The organism is Ruminococcus sp. 1001713B170207_170306_F1, from assembly GCF_015668065.1.
GTDB classification, from domain to species: Bacteria; Bacillota; Clostridia; order Lachnospirales; family Lachnospiraceae; genus Blautia_A; species Blautia_A faecis.
The window spans coordinates 1-23,250 of the sequence record NZ_JADPEX010000009.1 but is presented as its reverse complement, the minus strand read 5'-3'; the positions used below and the strand labels follow the sequence as shown (position 1 = coordinate 23,250).

Annotated in this window: 24 protein-coding genes and 1 pseudogene; 21 read left to right on the top strand and 4 right to left on the bottom strand. The window is 37.4% G+C overall.

Annotated features, from left to right (window positions below; all coding sequences use genetic code 11):
- Positions 1-61 precede the first annotated feature (61 nt).
- The 5 genes from I4V84_RS07450 (at position 62) to I4V84_RS07430 (ending at position 3,698) form a co-directional block, all read left to right on the top strand.
- Complete coding sequence (locus I4V84_RS07450; RefSeq protein ID WP_187564942.1) at positions 62-805, top strand: sugar phosphate isomerase/epimerase family protein; 744 nt, start codon at positions 62-64, stop codon at positions 803-805.
- A 360-nt stretch (positions 806-1,165) separates the two neighbouring features.
- Entirely contained in the window at positions 1,166-1,627 is a 462-nt protein-coding gene (locus I4V84_RS07445) for a hypothetical protein (RefSeq protein ID WP_195700016.1), read from the top strand.
- A gap of 24 nt (positions 1,628-1,651) precedes the next feature.
- Positions 1,652-1,936: a hypothetical protein gene (locus tag I4V84_RS07440; RefSeq protein WP_147422319.1), complete on the top strand. Its 285-nt coding sequence runs from the start codon at positions 1,652-1,654 to the stop codon at positions 1,934-1,936.
- Between the two features lie 138 nt (positions 1,937-2,074).
- On the top strand, positions 2,075-2,638 hold the full coding sequence (locus I4V84_RS07435; protein ID WP_118580693.1) for an RNA polymerase sigma factor: 564 nt from the start codon (positions 2,075-2,077) through the stop codon (positions 2,636-2,638).
- Positions 2,628-3,698 (top strand): DUF4179 domain-containing protein, encoded by a 1,071-nt coding sequence (locus I4V84_RS07430; protein WP_195700015.1) that lies wholly within the window; start codon positions 2,628-2,630, stop codon positions 3,696-3,698. The genes I4V84_RS07435 and I4V84_RS07430 overlap by 11 nt, the downstream gene beginning before the upstream one ends.
- Before the next feature lie 134 nt (positions 3,699-3,832).
- Here the strand turns inward: I4V84_RS07430 and I4V84_RS07425 are convergent, their stop codons facing one another.
- From I4V84_RS07425 to mobC, 3 genes are all read right to left on the bottom strand, one after another.
- Complete coding sequence (locus I4V84_RS07425) at positions 3,833-5,041, bottom strand: IS110 family transposase (protein WP_195991503.1); 1,209 nt, start codon at positions 5,039-5,041, stop codon at positions 3,833-3,835.
- A 253-nt stretch (positions 5,042-5,294) separates the two neighbouring features.
- Positions 5,295-5,459, bottom strand: coding sequence for a hypothetical protein (locus I4V84_RS07420; RefSeq protein WP_330634160.1), 165 nt, complete (start codon positions 5,457-5,459; stop codon positions 5,295-5,297).
- Positions 5,431-5,868 carry a plasmid mobilization relaxosome protein MobC gene (mobC, locus tag I4V84_RS07415; RefSeq protein WP_195589465.1) on the bottom strand — a complete coding sequence of 146 codons (438 nt, stop codon included), beginning with the start codon at positions 5,866-5,868 and terminating at the stop codon, positions 5,431-5,433. Before mobC ends, I4V84_RS07420 begins: the two co-directional genes overlap by 29 nt.
- 489 nt (positions 5,869-6,357) lie before the next feature.
- Here mobC and I4V84_RS20450 point away from each other — a divergent pair, with 489 nt between their 5' ends.
- The 3 genes and pseudogenes from I4V84_RS20450 to I4V84_RS19595 form a co-directional block, all read left to right on the top strand.
- On the top strand, positions 6,358-6,489 hold the full coding sequence (locus I4V84_RS20450) for a DUF5348 domain-containing protein (protein ID WP_347708741.1): 132 nt from the start codon (positions 6,358-6,360) through the stop codon (positions 6,487-6,489).
- Positions 6,490-6,795: 306 nt separating this feature from the next.
- A complete protein-coding gene (locus I4V84_RS07405; protein ID WP_195589462.1) occupies positions 6,796-8,967 on the top strand; it encodes an extracellular solute-binding protein in 2,172 nt (723 codons plus the stop codon).
- Between the two features lie 84 nt (positions 8,968-9,051).
- A pseudogene (locus I4V84_RS19595) lies at positions 9,052-9,282 on the top strand (ISNCY family transposase); the annotation flags it as partial.
- Positions 9,283-9,611: 329 nt separating this feature from the next.
- Here I4V84_RS19595 and I4V84_RS07400 read toward each other — a convergent pair.
- On the bottom strand, positions 9,612-10,520 hold the full coding sequence (locus tag I4V84_RS07400) for an AraC family transcriptional regulator (protein ID WP_195589454.1): 909 nt from the start codon (positions 10,518-10,520) through the stop codon (positions 9,612-9,614).
- Positions 10,521-10,692: 172 nt separating this feature from the next.
- Between I4V84_RS07400 and I4V84_RS07395 the strand changes: the two genes are divergently transcribed.
- The 13 genes from I4V84_RS07395 (at position 10,693) to I4V84_RS07335 (ending at position 23,121) form a co-directional block, all read left to right on the top strand.
- Positions 10,693-11,622 (top strand): sugar phosphate nucleotidyltransferase, encoded by a 930-nt coding sequence (locus tag I4V84_RS07395; protein WP_195589452.1) that lies wholly within the window; start codon positions 10,693-10,695, stop codon positions 11,620-11,622.
- A complete protein-coding gene (locus I4V84_RS07390) occupies positions 11,623-12,723 on the top strand; it encodes an aminoglycoside phosphotransferase family protein (protein WP_195589450.1) in 1,101 nt (366 codons plus the stop codon).
- 58 nt (positions 12,724-12,781) lie between these two features.
- Complete coding sequence (galE, locus tag I4V84_RS07385) at positions 12,782-13,798, top strand: UDP-glucose 4-epimerase GalE (protein ID WP_195589449.1); 1,017 nt, start codon at positions 12,782-12,784, stop codon at positions 13,796-13,798.
- A gap of 499 nt (positions 13,799-14,297) precedes the next feature.
- A complete protein-coding gene (locus I4V84_RS07380; RefSeq protein ID WP_195589448.1) occupies positions 14,298-15,326 on the top strand; it encodes an extracellular solute-binding protein in 1,029 nt (342 codons plus the stop codon).
- A gap of 35 nt (positions 15,327-15,361) precedes the next feature.
- The gene (locus tag I4V84_RS07375) at positions 15,362-16,366 is read left to right on the top strand and encodes an ABC transporter ATP-binding protein (protein WP_195589447.1); all 1,005 of its coding nucleotides are present in this window, start codon (positions 15,362-15,364) and stop codon (positions 16,364-16,366) included.
- 14 nt (positions 16,367-16,380) lie between these two features.
- Positions 16,381-18,132, top strand: coding sequence for an iron ABC transporter permease (locus I4V84_RS07370; protein ID WP_195589446.1), 1,752 nt, complete (start codon positions 16,381-16,383; stop codon positions 18,130-18,132).
- Positions 18,129-18,953 (top strand): glycerophosphodiester phosphodiesterase family protein, encoded by an 825-nt coding sequence (locus I4V84_RS07365; RefSeq protein ID WP_226855062.1) that lies wholly within the window; start codon positions 18,129-18,131, stop codon positions 18,951-18,953. Before I4V84_RS07370 ends, I4V84_RS07365 begins: the two co-directional genes overlap by 4 nt.
- A gap of 8 nt (positions 18,954-18,961) precedes the next feature.
- Complete coding sequence (locus tag I4V84_RS07360; RefSeq protein WP_195589445.1) at positions 18,962-19,669, top strand: MBL fold metallo-hydrolase; 708 nt, start codon at positions 18,962-18,964, stop codon at positions 19,667-19,669.
- 120 nt (positions 19,670-19,789) lie between these two features.
- A complete protein-coding gene (locus I4V84_RS07355) occupies positions 19,790-20,479 on the top strand; it encodes an MgtC/SapB family protein (RefSeq protein ID WP_195589444.1) in 690 nt (229 codons plus the stop codon).
- A gap of 491 nt (positions 20,480-20,970) precedes the next feature.
- The gene (locus I4V84_RS07350; RefSeq protein WP_195700444.1) at positions 20,971-21,162 is read left to right on the top strand and encodes a helix-turn-helix transcriptional regulator; all 192 of its coding nucleotides are present in this window, start codon (positions 20,971-20,973) and stop codon (positions 21,160-21,162) included.
- 725 nt (positions 21,163-21,887) lie between these two features.
- Positions 21,888-22,010, top strand: a complete 123-nt coding sequence (locus I4V84_RS20115) for a hypothetical protein (protein ID WP_264292699.1) — start codon at positions 21,888-21,890, stop codon at positions 22,008-22,010.
- Positions 22,000-22,407 carry a hypothetical protein gene (locus tag I4V84_RS07340; protein WP_195380379.1) on the top strand — a complete coding sequence of 136 codons (408 nt, stop codon included), beginning with the start codon at positions 22,000-22,002 and terminating at the stop codon, positions 22,405-22,407. Before I4V84_RS20115 ends, I4V84_RS07340 begins: the two co-directional genes overlap by 11 nt.
- A gap of 18 nt (positions 22,408-22,425) precedes the next feature.
- Positions 22,426-23,121 (top strand): Cas9 inhibitor AcrIIA9 family protein, encoded by a 696-nt coding sequence (locus I4V84_RS07335; RefSeq protein ID WP_195700445.1) that lies wholly within the window; start codon positions 22,426-22,428, stop codon positions 23,119-23,121.
- The last annotated feature ends 129 nt before the right edge of the window (positions 23,122-23,250 follow it).

Sequence of the window (23,250 nt, the reverse complement as noted above, 5' to 3'; positions counted from 1 at the left end):
TTCTGCCTGTTCTGCCATTTAAAAGAGGCAGGAGTAGCTTCGTAAAAAAGTGAGGAAAAAAATGATATATATTAGCCATTTAGTTTTAGATGTTGACATGAAAGCATTGGTAAAAGAGTACGGAACCGGGATCGAAAGCATTGATTTTTCCATTTCGGATAACCTGGATCAGCTTTCGAATTCAATCAAAACGTACTGGGAGAAGATGAAAGAGATAGGGACCAGGGATCTGATTCTTCATGGCCCATTTCTGGATGTGAACCCCTGTGCATACGACAGCCTGGTGCGGGAAGCCACCATGACAAGATTCAACCAGTGCTATGAGGCGGGGCTTCAACTTGGAGCTAAGAAGATTGTCTTTCACTCTGGCATGAACCCGTATGTTTATTACAAAGAATACTGGGCGGAGCATGTCGCCAAATTCTGGCAGGAATTTATGAAGAACAAAACAGAAATAGAAATTGTTTTAGAAAATGTATTTGATGATGACTGGAGGCTCCTTTTGGATGTTTATGAGAGGGTGAACCAGCCGAACTTTAAGCTGTGCCTGGACATCGGGCACGCACACTGTTATTCTTCCCTGGATGTCAGGGAGTGGGCGAAAAATCTGGCTCCCTATGTAAGCCATGTCCATATCCACGACAACTGCGGAGACCGGGATTCCCACATCGGACTTGGAAGCGGAAACCTTCCCTGGCAGGAAGTGCTTGGCTATCTGCCAGAAACAAAAGAACGCACCTGGACCATTGAGTGCATGCAAAAAGAAGATATAAAAAGATGCCTTGACAGCCTGGCTGAAAAATAAGTTGTGGAACAGCACTATTGATAAATTGCTTTATATCGTCAGGAGAATATGGAAATTATGATGAGATGAGGGATAAGCCCCCGATAGTATGGATCTTTGGAACTATGCTGCCGGGGGGCTTTTGATTTACGGCTACTTATAAAACGCCAAGACACAGATTATAAACGGATCCTGTTTGTGTGCCAAATTAGGGCTGGAGGTTTTGAGAATAAAATAAATTATTTTTAGCAAGGATGCAACGGATACCGAAATTTTACGTGATATATAGTGAAAAAGGAATAACGAAACTTTGAAGGGAGGGCTCTAAAAATTTTTATTTACAACTTATAGGGAAAAATTTAAGAAAACGAGGTAAAAAGGATGAGTGGATTAAAAAAGTGGATGGCAATTATTATGACAAGTGTTACAATTATGGGAAATATGGCAGGGCAGGGTATCTCTGTAATGGGTGCGGAAAATGAAGCGCAGGAAGTAATTTCCAGTGGAAACATTTATGTAACAGAAACTGGTGCTAAGGAAAGAATTGTCAGAGTAAATGAAGATGGATCTTTTGTAACAGAACCAATTGAAGCGATTTCTTCCTATGCGACAAATGCGCCATGTGAACATCCGGCGAGATATTTAGAAGCTGTTGGTAAAAAGACAGATTTTCGAACAGTTGGAACAGCTGGAATCTGTTACAAAGAACGGCTGATTATCTCAAACAAATGTAATAAATGCCATCGTAGGGGGATAAAAACTTACACTCCATGGACATATTGCAGTAAACATAGTTATCCGTTTTTGAAGAAGACCTGTAGTATTTGTGGATATAAAAAATAATCACGGTTAAGAGAAAGGAGCAGCATGATGAAACGAAAAAAGTTTTGGATTGGAGCGGCAGCGTGTATGCTGATTGGAACAGCTTCAGTGGCTGCCAGTTCTGGAGTTGAATTACATGAATTTTTCAATGCAAATGGAGAGAGGGTAATGTACCCGCTGGCCACATTTGACGAAGATCCGGATTTAAGCACCAGCGGACCACAGGATCAGGTATCAGTGGGGCAGATTATTGAAACAGAAGACGGAAAAGAAATAGTTACTGCGGTAGATGGTCAGGGAGCTTATATGACAGAAGTAATTGACCAGTAAATGGAAATGCAGAAAAGGAATTAGGAACGAAATATATTTCATTTCCTTTTCTGCAAAAAAAATAAAAAAATTACATTTTTCATGCGACCAATTAAAATAAAATACGTGATATAAGGTGAAAAAGGAGGATAGCTTAGGATGGATGATGCACAGATCATTAATTTGTATTTTGCCAGAGATGAAAATGCAATTGTAGAGACCAAAAATAAATATCAAAATATGTGTTATATAGTTGCACACAATATTTTATACAGCAGGGAGGATTCTGAAGAGTGTGTAAATGATACATGGCTTTTTACCTGGAACAGCATTCCTCCAAGAAGACCATCTATTTTGTCTTCCTTTGTTTCAAAAATAACAAGAAATACAGCAATCGACCGTTATCGGAAAAGAAATGCGCAGAAACGGGTGGATTCACATATGGAAGATATTGCTGGGGAAGTGGAAAAAATTGGAAGTGCAATTTCTTCTGATATTGAAATTTATTTAAAAAAGAAAGAACTTGTAAAATTATTTGACCACTTTTTATCAACGCTTTCGGAACGTGACCGGGATATTTTTATTAGACGCTACTGGTATATGGATCCTGTAAAAGCGATAGCAGACCGACATGCCTGTGGGGAAAGTAAGATCAAGTCAGTTTTGGCTCGTAGCAGGAAAAAACTTTATGGTTTATTAAAGGAGGCTGGCTATGAGGGATAATAAAGGATGGGATTTTTTAACGGCATTTGAGGATATAGATGAGAAATACATTTATCAGGCGGCGAAACCGTGGAAAGAAAATAAAATCGTAAGAGTCAAGCGCTACATACGGGTTGCAGCAGCCTGTATCATATTAGTGGCTGCTATTGGTGGTGGACTTACACATCAGAATGAGGTAAAAGCAGCCTGGTATAAAATGACTTCTCTTATTGGCCGGATTTTGGGAATTGAGAAGGAAACAGATGAATATGTGAAAACAATTCAAAAGACAATCGAAAAAAATGGGATTGCGGTTTCGTTAGAGGAAGTCGCTGCGGATGCAAAAAGCCTTTGGATTGCATATTCCCTGACGGATGAAAAAGGCGAAAATGATATTTCCATGAGCAGCATTCAGGTCGCAGTTGATGGCGAGTCATTAGCGTTAGAAAATCAATATTCGCTTGATAACAGTAGCGGATCAGAAAAAGTGACTTCCAAATACTTTGCAGCGAAATTTAATCGAAGTAGAGCTGATCATTTCCAGAAGTTTGAAATTCAAATAGGAACTTTCCAAAATCAAAATGAGCAGGTTGAGGAAAGGGATGTATATAGTTTTTCATTTACAGCAGATCCAGAAGCACTGCAGGCAGACACAAAAGAAATTGACATTCAAGTGTCTATCCCAATTGAGAAGGATCAGACGTTTTTGATTTCAGAAATGAAATATAATATTTTCGGGTGTACCATTTCTGGATCATATTCCGATATGACAAATGAAGATGAATTCTGGCTTCGCGGGAAGGACGATTTAGGAAATGAATATGTTTTTAGTCTCACTTCCTATGATAAACCGAATCTAATTTTTGAATTACAAGATTGGAGAATTTTGGATCATGCAAAACAGTTAACGCTGCAGCTCTATCACTATTCAGGAACTACAGGAAAAATGGTTTCCTATGAGCAGAAAGAATCAGAAGAGGCTTACATAGAAGAAATAGGAACGGTATATGATGAAGACCAGGCACCGGAAGACCTAGCGGTTTCAGTTGGAGATGGTATTACCGTTGATTTACAAAATTAAATCGGAAATGTAGTAGCCTGCAAATAAAAAGTCAAGGCTAAATTGAAGAACATTGAAAATTTTATACAGGTTGAAAATTAGGTATCAAAATAAGACCACCACACCAGTGCTGGCCTGAAAATATTAGTGGATAATTAAGATTCTGGAAGAGATGAAAGATATTCTTTCACTCGTCCGTAGTAGATTCTTAGAAACTTGTTGGCACCTGCAGTCATATAGACATAGTAAGGCTTGCCTTGAGCACGTTTCTTATCTAAGAACTGATAAACAGGATCATCTTGCGGATGCGTTTTAATCAGGACATCCATTACCTGAAATAAAGTCTTTCTAAGATCAGAGGAGCCTCGTTTGGAAGTTGGAACACTTTTTTGTTCATAACTTCCCGATTCATTAACACCGGGATCTACACCGGCAAATGCAGTAATAGCACTTTTGTGAGTGAAACGGGAAACATCTCCGATCTCAGCTATCAACTGAGGACCAAGTGAAGTTCCAACCCCTTTCATAGCCATAACGACAGGATATTCCGGGAGTTTGGATGCAGTTTCATTCATGAGAGTGCGTAGTGACTCAACAGTTGTAGAGGCACTATTAAGCTGGTCTACAGACTGCTTAATAATAAGCTTTGTAATGGCATCCTTTGAAAGTACAGGAACAAGTTCCTTTGCTTTTCCATAGATTTCCTCAGCTTTGGATTGGCTGAAGTTGTACTTCTTACGTTTGCACCAGTTTTGATAATGGTCGATAAAGGAATTCAGGGACATTTTACGGACACAGTCTACATGCCAGTATGTAGATGCAAAATCAACCCATTTCTGGCTGCCGTCACTGCGTGCAGGACTGTCAAAGTAAGTATTGACACCAGGATAGGTTTGGTCAAGGATGCCGATAAGATTATTTTTCATAGCCGTCTTGTGTTTTATGTAAAAGCCGAACTGACGGTTCATGGTTTTGAGCTGATTGCGTAATTCATCCATAACATTATACTGTTTAAGATTTTGCCATTTGTCAAGAGCATATCGGGCAATCTTAACAGCATCTGCTTTATCAGATTTCACTTTACGAAGAGAATCATTATCAAAGTCTTTGATAAGTTTTGGGTTAATGGCACTGACGAAAAGATTTGCCTCTGAAAGCTGATGAGCGAGGACTTCATAATAACGCCCTGTGTGCTCCATCACGATTCGGGACTCACCTTCAACAGAGTTGATGAGTTCTACAAGTGAATTGATACCACTGGCTGTGTGTTTGATTTCGAAAGGTGCGGAAACAATTTCACCGAAAGGTCGCATGATAGCAACCATACTCTTACCTTTTGAAACATCGATACCTACTGCGTTCATAAATTGTCACTCCTTAAGATTATTGCAATGGATAAGTACCAGTTTTACTCATTGCCTATTCAATCTACTGTGGTGTGACGCGAATGCACCTATGGCGATTCAACCTGCATAAAACGAACGCTGCGAATGAGGAGCTGGTTATCAGTCTTAATTACGGACGCGGAGTCCAAGAAAGTATTCGATATACCGATTGCTCCATCATTATACAGCTTAAGCAACAAGATGGATAATTCCTTACTGGCTGTAAGGGATATTAACCATAAATATATTGTAGTAGAAAGTATTCACTGCGTGGAATCAGCTCCTCGTTTTCATCGAGGATCGGCTTCCCTGTATATTCATCATGCTGAAACAGGAGATATTTTTGTGCTTCACCGTAATCTGCGTTTTTACTTGCTATGTGTTTCAGGATTGCCATGGAGATCTCCTTCATTCTTAACTTTAGGCTGGCCGGAGATAGAAGTAAAATCACCTGCCATTTTTAACACTTCATATTTCATTTCGTAGATTCTTGCGATACTCTGATTTATCGCTTTTCTCATTTCCTGAGAATGGATACCGCCGCTGTTGAAGTGCCGGGCAATCTGGTTCAGATTACTGCCAATCTTTCCAAACTCAGCAATCAGTTTTTTCAATTCTGGTATATCTGCCACAATCTCATATTTAACAGTGACTTTTTTATTCATTATCTGGTTCCGTGCATATTCTGCCAGTGTAAGATTTGCACTTTTGGCATTTTCTGCTACGATTTCGTATTCTGTGTCTGTGAGACGGAGCATAATCTGGTGTGTATGACGGAGCTGTCCGTCCTTCTTTGGCCTTGCCATGTGTTTCTCCTTTCCCGTGACGGCAGAGCCATCACGTTGCGACTATTTTATAGGAGCCAGATTGCACATTTAAAAAATGTGCAGCAACCGAGGGTATGGGGAAGCAGAATCCCCATCAAGATTGCCAGGTAAGCAAAACCACGAAAGTGAGTTTTGAGTTACTCTGGCGAATCTTGCTTTAAAAGAGAGAATAATTACCTTTCAAATAAAAGCCAATTAATTTATCTTAAGGGAAAGTCTGAGTTACTAATTTTTGAATATGAAATGATTTAAGATTTATGAGATGGCAATTTACAATAAATGAAATAAATTGTTTAAAAAAGCATATTGTTGTATTTTAGATTATTTTTAGAAGTAAAAAAATATAGCGAGCATGAAGGAGAAATGTAAAAACATGACAGAGGGAAGATAGGTATATAATATTGAAAGTGGCAGATATGGATTTTGGGTATCAGATTTATGGTGGCATAATGGATTTCATTGCGGTGAATGCTTGGAGGTATGCTTGATGGAGAATGGACAACTACTCGGATGGAAATAAATATCAATCAGGTGTGGTGTTTTGTTGGTACACCATATAGGGTAAGTAATTTGGAATGTGTTAGAGCAAGGATAAAATAAACGCCACCTTACAACTTTTTGAATAAAAAAATATCGTACAGGGATTTTCTGATGTTAATGACATTGCCGTGAACAGTATCAGCTAGTGCAAATATAATATGATTTAGACGTCAAAAGGGTAATTTGCTAACCGGAATTATTATATTTAGTATATTTACTTCGTGTAATGTTGTAGAAGAATCCGGTCAAAAGGACTTTTGACAATCTAATTATAGTATAATTTATATAAAAAAAAGAATGCAAAAATTCGGGAAATATTGTATAATTATTAAAACGTTATAAAATATGGAGAAATAAGGTGGAAATATGGCAACCATTCTTGATGTTGCAAGATTAGCAGGAGTATCGCAGGGAACAGTATCTAATGTGCTGAATGGTAAAGGCAATGTAAGCAGTGAAAAAATTCGTGTTGTTGAAGAAGCTGCTCAGCAGTTAGGATATACAATTAATGAAAGAGCAAGGATATTACGTAAAGGAACGGGAAAAGTTGTAGGAGTTATTCTTCCTACAGTTGAATCACGGCAGTATCGTGAATTCTATTATAGTTTAAAATACTATGTAGAAAGCAATGGCTATTCAACAGAATTATTCTTGACAAATAATAGTCCTCAGGTTGAACTTGAGATGATTCAAAAAGCGAAATCTGTTATGGTATGTGGCATGATTGTTATTACATGCCTATATCGAAAGGAGAATGTTTACAAGCAAGCTGGATTTGCAAAGGTTTGTTTTGTTGAAAGACATCCTGGTTTCGAAGCCGATTATTTTGGATTTGATTATAAACTTGCTGGTATCCAGATGGCAAAAAAAATATTGAATAATGGATATAAAAATGTATTAGTTGTTACGGAATCTGAGAAATATACTAATGAAGCTGAGTATTTAAAAGGTTTTTGTTCCGAAATTGATGAAAGTTCTTATTGCAATGTTAAAAAAATTACAACTGACTTAGGAAGAGTATCCCATAGCATTTTAAATTTATTTGCTTCAAATGAAGAGATGGATGTCATTGTGACAACAAATATGGGATTTGCTGAAAAAATAAGACAGATAATTAATTCTTTTTTTTCCGAAAAAAAAATAGATATTCATACGCTGTCTCCTGTAGTATATCTTCCAGAAAAAGACTTTAAAAAATATGAGTTAAATTATAGTTTACTTGGACGAGAAGTTGCAGCCAGAATTATTCAGAACAAGGGAAATTTGATACCAGAAACTCACATTTTTGAAAATGATGGTGAGAGAAATTGGAAAAACATTCAAGTTAGTCACGAAACAGCAGAATGTCTGAATATATTAGCGTTAGATAGTCCAGAATCTATTATTATGCAAGGGCTGGCACAATTTTATACAGAAAAAACAGGTACAAAAGTAAAAATAGCTGTTTTTGCATATGATGAAATTTATGATCAGTTTGTCAATTCAGAAACATCAGATTTATATGATGTATTCAGGATTGATGTTACATGGCTTTCGTGGTTTGCGGAAAGATTACTGCTTCCATTGGATAAGATTGAACCTGATATAAGTAAGGTGTTTTCTGAATATTTGCCTTCTCTGGAAGATAAGTATTGCTATGTAAGGAATAAAATATACGCGCTTCCAGTATCTCCAAGTTCGCAGCTTTTGTTTTATAGAAAAGATCTTTTTGAGAATGTTGCGATTAGGAGAATGTATCGTGAAAAGTATAAACAGGAATTAAAAATACCGGAAACGTTTGAAGAATATAATAGGATTGCGGCTTTTTTTACTGAAGGAAATGGGTTTGGTACAGATGTTCGGTATGGAGCTAACTTAACATTAGGGAATACAGGTGTTGCATCTACAGAATTTTTAACACGTTTTTTTAGTCATAAAGATAATCTATATAGTGATGAAGGTAAAATAATTATCAATAATGATGTTGGAAGAAAAGCACTTGAAGAGTTGGTAGAAGCTCAAAAATATGCACCAGGAAAAACTGCTCGTTGGTGGACTACAGCTGCAAAAGAATTTGCAAATGGAAATGTTGCAATGATGATTAATTTTAGTAATTACGCATCAGAAATTCTTGGATATAATTCTAAGATCGTAGGAAATGTAGGATTTGGAATGGTACCAGGAGGAAACCCAATTTATGGAGGAGGCTCTCTTGCTGTTTCTAAAAATAGTAAACATCCTGAAGATGCGCTGGCGTTCATTAAATGGATTACTATGGAACCAGTTGCATCGGCGATGGCAGCACTTGGCAGTGTTTCTCCGTGCATCAAAACATATAATAAGTATGATATAATAAATACATTTCCATGGTTGGAATTTTCAAAAAAATGTTTTTCATTATCTCGAACAAAGAGATTACCAGATACAGACTATAGACCTTTTGATGAAAAAAAGTTTTTGAATATAGTTGGTTCTGCTGTAAAAAATGTAATGTCAGGGTTGCTTAGTGTAGAAGAGGCGTTGGAAAGAGCACAGAGTATGATAGATTCTGAATTCTGATGCTATATTGAGAAAAAGGAGGGGGAGTGGTTTATAATCCAGTCCACTCCTTCTTTTTTTGTATGTATTATACTTTAGGTGTTTACCGAACCAATCTGCCAATAGCTTGGTCTTGCGCTTGGTTCCATGACTATCTTTGATACATCGGGCATCGAAGCATGGGTTACCGAAAATAATCCCAAGTATGTAAACCGCATTATTAAATACTCGAAGGCTTTTGCTAAAGCAAATAATCTTGATGAGAATTATAATTCTTATAAAGTAGCCTATGTTTCCGTGCATATCTATGTTGTTGCCAATCCGGTTATCCAGCAAATCAAAGATAGCTTTTGCATTGCCCATCGTAAAACTTAAAACGAAAAGACTCTTCGCGCAGACTTATCGTTTGCAGGCATTACATAACTTGTTACAGTGATGGTTGCTGATAAAATTCATCAGTATCAATACATCCGAAGTCTTACGCCTTTAATTGTCTGACATTTACTTTTCATAACATCTTTTTCTTAGTGGCTAGTCCGATAAGTCTTTTTGTTATGCCTGAATTTAAAATCATACACTTTCCATCCTAAGAATCCTGTATTACAGGATTCTATCCTTGTTTTCAATCAGGATTGCGAACTTGTTTTGCAATAACCAAATTCTTATTATATATCGGTTTCATTTCTTCGTTCCGAGAGCGCTTTAATGGAACTGGAATATTCCGAGGGAGTCATGCCCGTAATTTTTTTAAATTGCCGGGAAAAATAGTGGATGGACGAATAGCCTAGGAAATCAGAAATCTGGGTAAAATTCATCTGGTCCTCCCTGATAAGTTGTTTTGCAAATTCGATTTTCATCTGCAGAAAAAGCTCAATCACACCACATTGATGCTGCTCCCTGAAAAGTTTTTGCAGCTGTGAGCGGCTGATCAGATTATCGTGGCAGATTTCTTTGACAGAGACAAATTCCCGAATGTGTTCCTCCAGATAAAAAATGATTTTGTTGTATTGGGCAGAATCTCCTTTTATGTGGAAAAGCTTTGTTTCAGGAACTGATAACTGTGGGATGGTATGGCGGCGGAACATCGAGATGAGCAACTGTTCCAGATAGAGAACCAGCAATTGCTGAGAGCCAAAAAGACAGTCCGGACGCATGTTCATTTTCTGCAGGTACGGGTCATCCAAAGGGGAGGCAATACAGCGCCTTGCTTCTGCAATCAGCATGCCAAGAAGACTGCGTTCCCATTCGGAAATGGTGAGGATGCGATTTTTGAAAAATTTCATACAGGGAGAATCACATGCAAAAGAGACAACCACAATATTGGGCGGAGTTTTTCCTTCGGCCTCCATGGTGTGAAATTCATTGGGCTTATGGAAGATGACCTGACCACGGCTTAAATGGTAGATAGCTTCGTCTGTACATACTTTGGCAGAGCCCTTATCTATACATTGGAATTCCCAGAAATCATGAACTTCGCCGGGAAAATGGAAATCACTGCGATATTCAAAGTAATGAACAGTATAAACAGCGGAAATATGCAGTTCCTGATTCAACTGCAAAGCTTCATATGCCACTTTTCTGTCCTCCTATCTACTAAAGATTTTTGTTGATGTATAGTATAATGCATATGAGAAAAAAAAGCCAGATGGTTGAACGCATTATGTAAAAGAAAGAAGCAATAATGTAAATACTATTGTTTCGGACATGTTAAAATGAGGCTGATAGAACAGAAAGGAAGGGTGTTTTATGAAGAAACCAGTTTTAGTAGTTATGGCAGCAGGTATGGGAAGCCGTTACGGCGGTCTCAAACAGATTGACCCGGTGGATAAGGAAGGTCATATTATTATGGATTTTTCAATTCATGATGCAGTAAGAGCCGGATTCAAAAAAGTGGTTTTCATTATCAAGAAAGAAAATGAAGCAGATTTTAAATCTGCCATTGGAGACCGTTTGAGTAAAATACTGGAGGTTGCTTATATTTTTCAGGATCTTCATAATATTCCGGAAGGTTATGCTGTGCCGGAAGGCAGGGTGAAACCATGGGGAACCGGGCATGCCATCTTAAGTTGTTTTGATGAAATTGGCGGACCTTTTGCGGTGATCAATGCGGATGATTATTACGGAGCGCATGCGTTTAAAATGGCGTATGATTTCCTTTCCAAAGGGGAGGAGGACAACGGTGTTTATCAGTATATGATGGTTGGGTATAAGTTGGAAAACACACTGACAGACAACGGTCATGTGGCGCGAGGCGTCTGTGTGACAGATGAGGAAGGACATTTGATCACGATTAATGAGCGCACCCATATCGAAAAGAGAGAGGGCGGAGCTGCTTATACGGAAGATGACGGCTCTACCTGGGTAGAAATTCCAGAGGGTAGTACCGTATCTATGAATATGTGGGGATTTTCCGCAAGTATTCTTCAGGAATTAAAAGACCGTTTCCCGAAATTCCTGGATGAGAATCTGGAGAAAAATCCGCTGAAATGTGAATATTTCCTTCCTTTTGTGGTAGATGAGCTTTTGGGCGAGAAAAAAGCAACGGTAAAGGTTTTGAAATCCATGGACAAATGGTATGGGGTAACTTACAAAGAGGATAAGCCCGTTGTAGTAGCAGCTATTCAGAAGTTAAAAGATGAAGGTCTTTATCCGCAGAAATTATGGGAGGAAGAATAATTGGAAACGAAAAAAATTGAGGAAGTAATCGAAGAATTTGATTTTGCTGGCGAACTGACAGAGTGTATTCCTTATGGAAACGGACATATCAATGATACCTATCGCCTTACTTTTCGGGTAGGGGAAAAGGTAAATCGTTATATTTTGCAAAGAATGAACAAAAGCATTTTTACTGATCCTGTAGGACTGATGGAAAATATCAGTGGCGTGACTTCTTGGCTGAAGAAAAAAATCCTGGAAAATGGCGGGGATGTGAAGCGTGAGACGTTAAACCTTGTAAACGATAAGGAGGGCAGTTCTTACTATGTGGATAAGGAAGGAGAATACTGGAGAGTTTATCTTTTTATTGAGGGAGCCACCTGCTATGATCAGGTGAAAAATGAAGATGATTTTTATCAAAGTGCAGTTGCTTTTGGAAATTTCCAGCGCCTTTTGGCGGATTATCCGGCGGAAACTCTTCATGAGACCATCATGAATTTCCACAACACGGTAGATCGTTTTCAAAAATTCCAAAAAGCTCTTTCACAAGATGTGTGCGGCCGTGCAAAGAGTGTGCAGGAAGAGATTCGCTTTGCTATGGATCGTGAGGAACTTTGCCATACTCTTGTGGATATGCAGGAAGATGGACAGCTTCCTCTTCGTGTTACCCACAATGACACGAAGTTGAATAACATTATGATTGATGACAAAACTGGAAAAGGCATTTGTGTCATTGATCTGGATACAGTGATGCCGGGTCTTTCTGTGAATGATTTTGGGGATTCCATCCGTTTTGGGGCAACGACAGCTGCAGAGGATGAGAGAAATCTGGATAAGGTTTCTTTTGACCTTCATCTTTATGAAACATATGTAAAAGGATTTATCGAAGGCTGTGGCAAAGCTCTGACGGATATGGAGTTAGAGATGCTTCCTATGGGAGCTGTTCTGATGACTTTTGAATGCGGTGTTCGTTTTCTGACGGATTATCTGGAAGGTGACCATTATTTTAAGGTTCATAGAGAAGGTCATAATTTGGATAGATGTCGGACACAGTTTAAACTGGTGAAGGAAATGGAAGAAAAACTTTCCGAAATGAAAGCCATTGTGCAAAAATATAAATAGCAAATATAAAAGAAGTTAATGACTGAAAACAACAGCATGATATGAGGAGGAAATAGTTATGTCAATTTTAGTGACAGGTGGCGCAGGATACATTGGAAGTCATACAGTTGTAGAACTGCAGAACGCAGGTTATGATGTAGTGGTAGCGGATAATTTGTGCAACTCCAGTGAAAAATCTCTGGAAAGAGTAGAAAAGATCACAGGAAAACCGGTGAAATTCTATAAGGCAGATATCCTTGATCGTGATGCTTTGAATGAAGTTTTTGATAAAGAAGAAATCGATTCCTGCATACATTTTGCCGGATTAAAAGCCGTTGGCGAATCTGTTACAAAACCATGGGAATATTATGAAAATAATATTGCTGGTACTTTGACTTTGGTGGATGTGATGAGAAAGCATAATGTAAAGAACATTATTTTCTCTTCTTCTGCAACGATTTATGGTGATCCTGCAGAGATTCCGATTACAGAAAACTGTCCGAAGGGACAGTGCACCAATCCGTACGGTTGGACCAAGTCCATGTTGGAGCAGATTCTCTCCGACATTCAGAAAGCAGATCCGCAGTGGAATGTAGTGCTTCTTCGCTACTTTAACCCAATCGGAGCACATAAGAGCGGAACTATCGGCGAGAATCCAAACGGCATTCCAAATAATCTGATGCCATATATTACACAGGTGGCTGTAGGCAAGCTGAAAGAACTGGGTGTATTCGGTGATGACTATGATACTTTGGACGGAACTGGTGTGAGAGACTATATTCATGTGGTTGACCTTGCAAAAGGTCATGTGAAGGCTCTGAAGAAGATTGAAGACAACTCCGGCTTAAGCATTTACAATCTGGGAACCGGAAAAGGCTACAGTGTCCTGGATATTGTGAAAAACTTTGAAGCAGCGACCGGTGTGAAGATTCCGTATGTAATCAAACCGCGCCGTCCAGGTGATATAGCTACCTGCTATTCTGATGCAACCAAGGCAAAAGAAGAGCTTGGCTGGGTAGCAGAAAATGATATTCGTGAGATGTGTGCAGACTCTTGGAACTGGCAGTCCCATAATCCAAATGGATATGAAGATTGATACAAACTAAGAAGTAGAACCCCAATATAAGAAAAATAAAAAGCACCTGACAGTGATGAAGATGAAAGCTGTCAGGTGCTTTTGCTTTTCTCTTTGTCAAATTTTTGCTCGCGGGTAAGTTCAAAGACAAATTTGTGGAAGGAAGGGATATTTGGAGTTTTACCATAAACTTTGAGGAGATATTTTATTTTGGCAACAAAAATTTCCGTGTTTATGCGGCTTTTGACGTTTCGCAAACGCCTATATATTATACTGTTTATTTTAGGCTTTGATATAAAGAAAGTTAGAATTCAATTTTAATTATTGAATTTTGTGAAAAATATAACGTTATAATAAATAAAAAAGGAAAATGAAGTTAAAATATACTAAAAAAACATGTTAATTCATTGTAAAATATGCAAAAATGACTATTTTAGATATTGACACGTTATAATAAAAGTGGTATTATTTGTATGCAGCAAAAAAACGTGAAACGTTATAAAATTAGGAGGAAAATCTTATGAAAAAAATGTTAGCTACATTATTAACAGGAGCAATGATTGTTTCAGCAGGTTCTGTCATGGTACAGGCAGAAGAGGTAGACAAGAGTCAGTCAATTGTTATTTACACCAACAACGGCTCTGAAGGTCGTGATGAATGGTTAATTAACAGAGCGGCAGAAGAAGGCTTCAATGTGCAAGTTGTAAGTCTGGGGGCATCTGCAGTGACAGAGCGTATGATTGCTGAAAAAAATAATCCATTGTGTGACGTCGTTTTTGGTTTGAATAACATTGAATATGAAAAACTGAAAGCAAATGATCTTCTGGAAACATGGAAACCTGATTGGACAGATGGAGTAGATGAAAGTTTGATTGATTCGGATGGATATTATTATCCTGTAACAACAACACCTCTTTTACTGATTGGAAATGTTGATTATGAGGATATGCCATCCGATTGGACAGATCTTACTGATGAAAAATATTCTGGTTTGTATCAGCTTCATGGTTTAAACGGTGGTACTGGAAAAACTGTGTATGCAAGTATTATTAGTCGTTATCAGGATCCAGAAGGTGAACTTGGTATATCTGATGAAGGTTGGGAAATTGCAGCATCATTTTTAGGAAACGCTCATAATATCGCTGAAGGTGAAGATTCTATTGGAGAAGTTATTGATGGTACATACCCGATGGATGAACACTGGGCATCAGGTGTATTAACAGAACAGAAAGAACGTGATTATAAATTCCAGGTTATGACCCCTGAAGTTGGAGAACCATATGTAGTTGAATCTGTAGCAATTGCAAAAGGCACTAAAAACTATGATCTTTGCGTGGAATTTCTTAATTGGCTTGGAAGTTCTGATATACAGCTTGAGTGGTCAAATAATTTTGGTACAATCCCATGTCAGAAAGATGCACTTGCAAATGTATCCGATGATCTGGCAGAATTGATGGAAATGCTTACTCCGCAGGATCTTGACTGGGGATTCATAGCAGAAAATATTGATGCATGGGTAGAAAAAGCGGAACTGGAATTTATTCAGTAATTGTAACTTTTTATAAGTTCAGATAGGAGCATACCATGGTAAAGTTTGAGAATGTTGAAATTAGATATGGTGACTTTGTAGCAATTAATGATCTGAATCTGGAAATCAAGGAAGGTGAATTTTTCACCTTCCTTGGTCCAAGTGGATGTGGAAAAACCACTTCATTAAGAGCACTTGTAGGATTCATTACTCCTTCTAAAGGAAAGGTTATTGTTGCTGGAAAGGATGTAACTAATCTGCCGGTAGAAAACAGAAATATCGGTATGGTATTTCAGAGTTATGCGCTGTTTCCGACAATGACAGTTTATGAAAATATTGCATTTGGTATGAAAGTGAAGAAACTGCCAAAAGCTGAGATTGACAGGAAAATCCGAGAAGTTGCTAAAAAAATTAAAATTACGGATGAACAATTACAGAAAAATGTTTCCGAGTTATCAGGTGGGCAGCAGCAAAGGGTAGCTTTGGCCAGGGCTATTGTACTGGAACCTAAAATATTATGTTTAGATGAGCCGCTCTCAAATCTTGATGCCAAGCTTAGAATTGATATGAGATTGGAATTAAAACGTCTCCAAAAAGAACTGGGAATCACAACATTGTATGTCACACATGATCAGGAAGAAGCGCTGACACTTTCTGATAGAATTGCTGTTTTTAATAACGGTTATATTGAACAGGTGGGAACACCATATGAGATTTATAATTCTTCAAAAAGTGAATTTGTTTGTGATTTCATAGGTGATATTAATCGGTTTGGAACGAAAATATTGACTTCAATTAATGAACAGCTTGGAACAAAATTAGATGTTCAAAAGACTGGTTTTATCAGGATCGAGAAATGTGTGAATAATTATATGCCTAATCATGCAAAAATCACGGGAACTGTTACTGAACTAGAGTTTAATGGGATATTGACAAAATATACTCTTTCTTGCATGGGTGAGACCATTAAGTATCTTGAGAAAAATGATGGATATAAATACTATAAAGAAGGCGACGAAGTAGATTTATATATTGACTATCAGGATATCATGCAATTTTAAAGGGGGAAAGCTCTATGGGAAAATTAAAATCGAAATTGCAGGATGGAACAATTAATATCCCTGGGCTGATTTTGAAGCTCTTTTTAATATGGTTTATTTTTTCTTTCCTGGTGTTTCCTAATGTTAATTTGCTTTTAAAAGTCTTTATTAAGGACGGGCATTTTTCATTGGATGCTATCCATAAAATTATGAAATCAACAAGAGCGATTAACAGTTTGAAAAACAGTTTTTTGCTGGCTGTTGCATCCGTTGTTACTGTGAATGTTTCAGGAATATTGATTGTTTTATTCACAGAATATTTCGATATAAAAGGTTCTAAAATTTTAAGCCTGGGATTCATGACAACTTTAATTTATGGAGGCGTTGTTCTTGTTACCGGGTATAAATTTGTATATGGGGAAACTGGTATTGTTACAAAAGTTTTAATGCAGTTCTTTCCGAATATGGATCCGCAATGGTTTGTGGGGTTTGGAGCCGTATTGTTCATTATAACGTTTTCCGGAACATCGAATCATATGATGTTTCTTACAAATGCAGTACGAAATTTGGATTACCACACAATTGAAGCTGCAAAAAATATGGGAGCTTCACAGGGAACAATTCTTTTTAAAATTGTTCTTCCTACAATGAAACCTACAATTTTTGCAATTACTATTCTTACGTTTATTGCTGCTTTGAGTACGATGTCTGGGCCGTTGATTGTCGGTGGACCTGATTTCCAGACCATTAATCCGATGATAAAGACATTTGCAAATATGACTGGTTCTCGTGATATTGCAGCATTGTTGGCAATCATATTAGGAATTGCTACTTCAATTCTTCTGTTTATTATGCAGAAAATAGAAAAAAAGGGAAATTATATTTCTATTTCTAAGACTAAAGCTAAAATGACAAAACAGAAAATTGAAAATCCAGTTTTAAATGTGATTGCACATATTGTAGCATATGTTATGTTTGTAATTTATATGCTTCCTATTATCAACGTTTTGGTGTTTTCATTTACAGATGGAATGACCATAAAAACAGGTCAAATCAGAAAGGATTCATTTACCCTGGAGAACTATGCAAAATTGTTCCGTTCCTCAACAGCATATAAGCCATATCTGGTTAGTATTTTATATTCCTTTGTGGCAGCGCTTACTGTTGCGGTTATATGTATAGCTGTTGCAAGAATTGTTACGAAACTGAAGCATAAATGGGATAAACTTTATGAGCCGTTGATTCTTATTCCTTGGTTGTTGCCTTCCACAATGATTGCGCTGGGTCTTATGATGACATATGACGAAGCACGTTGGAATCTTGCTAATAAAGTTCTTGTAGCTACCCCTGTGATTATGTTGATAGCGTACATGATTATTAAACTTCCATTTTCATACCGTATGATTCGTGCTGCATTTATCGGGCTTGATGGAAATATGGAAGAGGCTGCGCAGGTTATGGGAGCAAAGCCATTCTATACAATGCGAAAAGTAATACTTCCTATTATCATGCCTGTTGTTCTTTCTGTTGTTGTGTTGAATTTTAATGGTTTGTTATCAGAATATGATTTATCTGTTTTCTTGTATCATCCTCTGTTCCAGCCATTAGGTATTGTAATTAAGCTTGCGACAGATGAAACTGCTACTACGGACGCCCAGGCAATGGCATTTGTTTATACAGTAATTCTTATGATTATTTCGACAATTGCTCTTTGGTTGGGAAGATATGATGGAATTGCTACAATCAAAGGAATTTTTTCGAGAAAGAAAAAGGAAAATAAGGCATGATGAAATCAACTTTAGAATTAAGAAAAGAAAAAGGTATCTTAGTTGCGGCTCATAGAGGAACCTCGGGAGGAAACATTCCTCCAAATACAATTGCTTCCTTCGATATCGCATTAAAGGAAGGGGCTGACATCCTTGAGATGGACTTGTTTAAGAGCATAGATGGAGAGATATTTGTATTTCATACGGGGATGGAACCGGCTCAATTGGATCGACATATAAAAGTTGAATCAATGACATCTGAAGAAATAAGAAGACTTAGATTGTGCAATGTTGATTTGACAGAAACCTTTTTGCCTTTAAATACTTTTGAAGAGGTATTGGAACACTTAAAAAATAAATGTATTTTGAATCTTGATAGAAGTATTAAAATACTGGATGATGTCATGAAAATTGTAAATAAACATAATATGGCAGATCAAGTTCTTCTAAAAAGTGATCCTTCGGATGCATCTTTGAAAATGGTAGAGACTTTTGCTCCAAAAGTGGATTATATGCCAATTTTTATGGAGGAAGATGTTGCTTCAGAAAAGATAGAGAATATGAACATCAATTATATTGGTGCAGAACTTGTTTTTAAAAGTGAATCATCTTCTATTGCACAGGATTCTTATATTGACATGATGCATAAAAAAGGAAGAATTTTATGGGGGAATTCAATTGTGTATTCAAGTCGTGTGCCATTAGCAGCAGGACATAACGATGACATATCTCTTACTGGTGACCCGGAAGATGGATGGGGATGGTTGGCTAAAAAGGGATTTGATATTATTCAAACGGACTGGACACATCATTGTGTAAATTATTTACGTAATCGTTATTAGAAAAGGCGGTGGTAAAAATTATTACATTTTTAGGTTCTGGATCTGCGTTTAATCCTCTTTTAGGGAATACGAGTGCTTATTTTGTGAGAAATAATAAATTTTTTCTTATTGATGCAGGAGAAACTGTTTTTACAAAATTGTATGAAATGAAATTGTTAGAACAATATAATGATATTTATATCATTATAACACATACCCATGCTGACCATGTGGGAAGTCTTTCTTCTATCATTTCATATAGTTATTTTGTGTTGGGGAAGAAGGTTAAAATTATTCATCCTGAGAAATCATTGATAAAATTATTAGAAATGATGGGAATTACATCGGATGCATATGAAATGCTAACAGATGAAATTAATCTTATAGGGGATGTAAGAATAGAAGCGGTTTCGGTAAAACATGCTGATGATATAAGATGCTATGGTTATGTATTGGACTTTTCTGATGAAAGAATCTATTACAGTGGAGATTCTTATGAAATTCCAAGTATGATTGTGAAAGATTTTTTTGCAGGAAAAATTCAGACAATATATCAGGATACGACAGAATTTTCTTCTGATCATTTGTCACATTGTCCATTAAGCACATTGGAGAATGTATTTCCTATCGAGAAGAGAAAAGATATTTACTGTATGCATTTTTCAAATGATTTTTTGAAAAAAATCGAGGAAAAAGGATTTAAGTATGTTCAAGTAAAAAATATTTCTGCTAATTAGGAAACTCAAAAGAATTTCGGGGCCGCCGTACTAAAGAGATTTAGTACGGGCAGCCCTTTTTAATTTTGTGACTTATGAATGGATAGAAACAGATAATTAATTGGATGGAGAGGTGTTGAAATGAGCGTAGAATTATTAGGTAAGTCTTTAAGCGATTTAAGTATTGTTACAATGATTTTCCGCATTATATTATCCATGGCTTGTGGAGGCGTTATTGGTCTCGAAAGAGGAAAGGCGAATCAACCTGCAGGTATGAGAACATATATGTTGGTAAGTCTGGGATCATGTGTTGTTATGATTACTGGGGAATTTTTATTTTATAAATATGGTGCAGGGGATCCGGCTAGATTAGGTGCACAAGTTGTCAGCGGAATTGGTTTTTTAGGTGCAGGAAGTATTGTAATATCTGGAAAATCAAAAATAAAAGGCTTGACTACTGCGGCAGGACTGTGGGCATCAGCTTGTATAGGACTTGTAATAGGAATCGGTTTTTTTGAATGTGGTATAGTTGCCACTCTTGCAGTTTATGTTATTATTAGAAATTTTAAAAAATTGGAAGACAGAATTACGTTTAACGATGGTTGGTTTAGCGTTTATGTTCGTCTTGAAGATGTTTCTAATCTTTCAGATTTTTATACTGGTATAAAAGATATGGGAATGAAAGTTGGAGAGGTTCAGGTTTATGATAAAAAACACGAATTTAAGGGAGCCATAGTTTCTATTCAGAATTGTGCTCATAGAGATAGAGAGGATGTGTTATCTCTTCTGAATTCGTTACGAGGAGTGATAGATGTCAAATATATTTCTTGACGGTATATAGATATACAAAATGAGGAAAATATAATGACAAGAATATATATGTTTCCTCATTCCTGTTTTTGATATTTTCAGAGCTCTCTTGTAAGTAAAATAGATAGACAAGCGCTAATACTTGTGCAGGAGGGGCACGAATTGCTATGTAGAATTTTAAAAAGACTATACACTCATAATCGTAGGTTGAAAGTATGTTCTGCTAAACAAGGTACTCATTCGGGGGGCTTTTCCTTTTGTTTAAGTTGAGATAATTGTAAAAGTAAACTTTGCTAATACAATGACAGAGTCGAGAAACAATAGAAAGGCTATCATGCAACATGTGTGATTGGGTTTAAAAAGAATTTGAAGGCTATGACCAAAAGGAATATATAAGATTCTCACAGCCAATATTGAATAAGGAGCTAGGAAAAAGGAAGCAGGCTGTTATATGCCTGCTTCCTTTATAAAAAAACTTAATAAGTATAAATACAAAATCTGGAGGAAAAAACATGCAGAGGGAAATGATAGGGGAAACTATTCGTAAATTCAGGGCGGAGAGAAAGCTGTCTAGGGAAATGTTGGCTGAACAAACTGGGATTAGTGTATCCCATCTTGAAAAGATAGAGAATAATTTAAGAAATCCCAGTATGAAAACATATGTAAGACTAAGGGCAGCTCTCTGCTTGTTAGGGGCTGGATGATCTGCCAATGATTTGATCACCTCATATTTCTTTTGTTCATCCATTGATAATTCTACCTTTCTGATAATCGTTACCTCCATCTGTTGATGGAAGCATTATACTACATTGGGACATTTTCCTTTATGGTATATTAGGACATTATCATAAATGGTTCATACATAAACACAATATATGGAAATGCAACATTGACACGCACTATATATTGTGTTATCCTATAATCGAATTATCGTTTATGCATAGCACCCTATGCAGAAGAAGTTTAGTCCTGGCAAAATACCGGGAGCAATCATTTGAGACAATAGATCTGAGAAATATAGAAAGACATCAAAAACCTGGAATGGATTTTTGGTGTCTTTTTTTGTTGTCAAAAATTCAGAATCTAGGCAAAGGGAGCAAATACAAAAGGAAGGAGAAGAGGGATAATTCGAAAAAAATAGAAGTATGTCGGATGAGAAACATGGAACAGGAAAAGGAAGGACGACATGCATAAATGGAAAATGCCGGGAACCGAAAAATGTTAGAACTATAAAGAAGGTGAGGGCATAAGAAATGAAGAGTATGCAGGCTATTATTGCCTGGTACTGGCAATTGTCTGCGGACTAAATGCAGCGGAGGCCTGGAAGATCTATCAATATGGACCGGATCATCCGTTAAGTAAAAAAATTCTGAAGCATAAGATCAGGGATTCCTCCCTGAAAAAGCTGAAGAAAAAAGAGCAGGAAAAAATGATGAAAAAGCTGTTTCTGGAAGGCTACAGTAAAAACGCAATTGCAGATGCGTTTGAATGCTTACCGGAAACTGTAACAGCGAGAATCAAAAGAGCAGAGGAGGACATGAATGGAACGTAGAAATATAAATACAGTTGGAACGATATTTAATGACTTTTTAGGTTTGTACACAGGAGAAAGACCAGTTGGGATCCGTGAGCTGATCCAAAAATATGACAAACATCCGGTCCTGATGGGATTGTTGTCCAATGTGGATTCTATTATCTACGTGGATGTCAAAAAGGCCATGTATGAGATTTATCCGCTTTATAAGAAATATAGACATTGTGCGTTGGACGATGAAGCATGGAAAGCCATTGTGGAGAGTGCGGAGGCGCTTGAAAAGAAGTGGAATGGAAACCTTTGGGTACGCCGGGTAATCCTAAATCTGGTAAATGAGCTGGATAAGGAATCTAAGGAACTGCAAAGAGCGGCAGCTGGCGGAAATGCAGAAAATCACGCCTCCAAAGCTGCATAATGACGGGAGGAGTTTTATATGCTGGAAAAATTAGCCAAAAGCATAGAGGAAATAAATGTCCTGGCGGAACATTACCGAACCTGTCATAATGTAGCGGCAATTGAAAGTCTTGCAAAAGAACATTCCATATCCAAAGAGGACATGGATGCTTTTATAGCGGGAAAAAGGAATTTTCTGCTGAAGGTTTTGTTAACCCGGCAATCTGCGTCTGCAACCGAAAAGCTGACAGAAGAAATGCTTCTTTTGCAGGATCCTGGGTATGCGACTGTGATTGGCACGTATCTTTTAGACCTTGCTAGAAAAGATCCTGTTATGAAAGAGGTGATCCTCCAGCCCCATAAGACGTTGCGGCGCTGTATCGAATATGTCCATGAAAAGGCATATGAGACGGCACTTAAAAAGGCAAAGAAAGAGGGAAAAGCTGGTGTGGGGCAAAATACTGGTATTGCGATTGGCTCTACAGAGGTATTTGCCTGGGTAATAGACTATTACCTGTTGGATGACCGTAAGGATATGGAGAAAAAAGCGCAGGAAGAAAAGGATACAATAAAGAAAGCCTGGAAGAAAGCGGAATCTATCAGGGCATTGTCAACAAAATCAAATGATTCAGATACAAAGAAAGATGTTTCGGAAGAGGCGCTGGTGACAGCAAAGCCAGTAGCGAAAAAGAAAGAGGAACCGGAGCAGCTTTCTTTATTTAATTTAGGGGCATGAGAAAATGATTGCGTATAAAGGCTTTGGAAAAAATCTGGTGTGTCTGGGTTACCAATTTAAACGATATGGGATCAATGAGACAACGGAGGCAAATTGCAGACAGAATGGATTCCATTGTGCGGAAAATCC

What these genes read in the sequence shown, in the direction of transcription:
- I4V84_RS07450 (WP_187564942.1), top strand. Translation starts at nt 62, where the DNA reads ATGATATATATTAGCCATTTAGTTTTAGATGTTGACATGAAAGCATTG.
- I4V84_RS07445 (WP_195700016.1), top strand. Translation starts at nt 1,166, where the DNA reads ATGAGTGGATTAAAAAAGTGGATGGCAATTATTATGACAAGTGTTACA.
- I4V84_RS07440 (WP_147422319.1), top strand. Translation starts at nt 1,652, where the DNA reads ATGATGAAACGAAAAAAGTTTTGGATTGGAGCGGCAGCGTGTATGCTG.
- I4V84_RS07435 (WP_118580693.1), top strand. Translation starts at nt 2,075, where the DNA reads ATGGATGATGCACAGATCATTAATTTGTATTTTGCCAGAGATGAAAAT.
- I4V84_RS07430 (WP_195700015.1), top strand. Translation starts at nt 2,628, where the DNA reads ATGAGGGATAATAAAGGATGGGATTTTTTAACGGCATTTGAGGATATA.
- I4V84_RS07425 (WP_195991503.1), bottom strand. Translation starts at nt 5,041, where the DNA reads ATGAACGCAGTAGGTATCGATGTTTCAAAAGGTAAGAGTATGGTTGCT.
- I4V84_RS07420 (WP_330634160.1), bottom strand. Translation starts at nt 5,459, where the DNA reads ATGGCAATCCTGAAACACATAGCAAGTAAAAACGCAGATTACGGTGAA.
- mobC (WP_195589465.1), bottom strand. Translation starts at nt 5,868, where the DNA reads ATGGCAAGGCCAAAGAAGGACGGACAGCTCCGTCATACACACCAGATT.
- I4V84_RS20450 (WP_347708741.1), top strand. Translation starts at nt 6,358, where the DNA reads ATGCTTGGAGGTATGCTTGATGGAGAATGGACAACTACTCGGATGGAA.
- I4V84_RS07405 (WP_195589462.1), top strand. Translation starts at nt 6,796, where the DNA reads ATGGCAACCATTCTTGATGTTGCAAGATTAGCAGGAGTATCGCAGGGA.
- I4V84_RS07395 (WP_195589452.1), top strand. Translation starts at nt 10,693, where the DNA reads ATGAAGAAACCAGTTTTAGTAGTTATGGCAGCAGGTATGGGAAGCCGT.
- galE (WP_195589449.1), top strand. Translation starts at nt 12,782, where the DNA reads ATGTCAATTTTAGTGACAGGTGGCGCAGGATACATTGGAAGTCATACA.
- I4V84_RS07380 (WP_195589448.1), top strand. Translation starts at nt 14,298, where the DNA reads ATGAAAAAAATGTTAGCTACATTATTAACAGGAGCAATGATTGTTTCA.
- I4V84_RS07375 (WP_195589447.1), top strand. Translation starts at nt 15,362, where the DNA reads ATGGTAAAGTTTGAGAATGTTGAAATTAGATATGGTGACTTTGTAGCA.
- I4V84_RS07370 (WP_195589446.1), top strand. Translation starts at nt 16,381, where the DNA reads ATGGGAAAATTAAAATCGAAATTGCAGGATGGAACAATTAATATCCCT.
- I4V84_RS07365 (WP_226855062.1), top strand. Translation starts at nt 18,129, where the DNA reads ATGATGAAATCAACTTTAGAATTAAGAAAAGAAAAAGGTATCTTAGTT.
- I4V84_RS07355 (WP_195589444.1), top strand. Translation starts at nt 19,790, where the DNA reads ATGAGCGTAGAATTATTAGGTAAGTCTTTAAGCGATTTAAGTATTGTT.
- I4V84_RS07350 (WP_195700444.1), top strand. Translation starts at nt 20,971, where the DNA reads ATGCAGAGGGAAATGATAGGGGAAACTATTCGTAAATTCAGGGCGGAG.
- I4V84_RS20115 (WP_264292699.1), top strand. Translation starts at nt 21,888, where the DNA reads ATGATGAAAAAGCTGTTTCTGGAAGGCTACAGTAAAAACGCAATTGCA.
- I4V84_RS07340 (WP_195380379.1), top strand. Translation starts at nt 22,000, where the DNA reads ATGGAACGTAGAAATATAAATACAGTTGGAACGATATTTAATGACTTT.
- I4V84_RS07335 (WP_195700445.1), top strand. Translation starts at nt 22,426, where the DNA reads ATGCTGGAAAAATTAGCCAAAAGCATAGAGGAAATAAATGTCCTGGCG.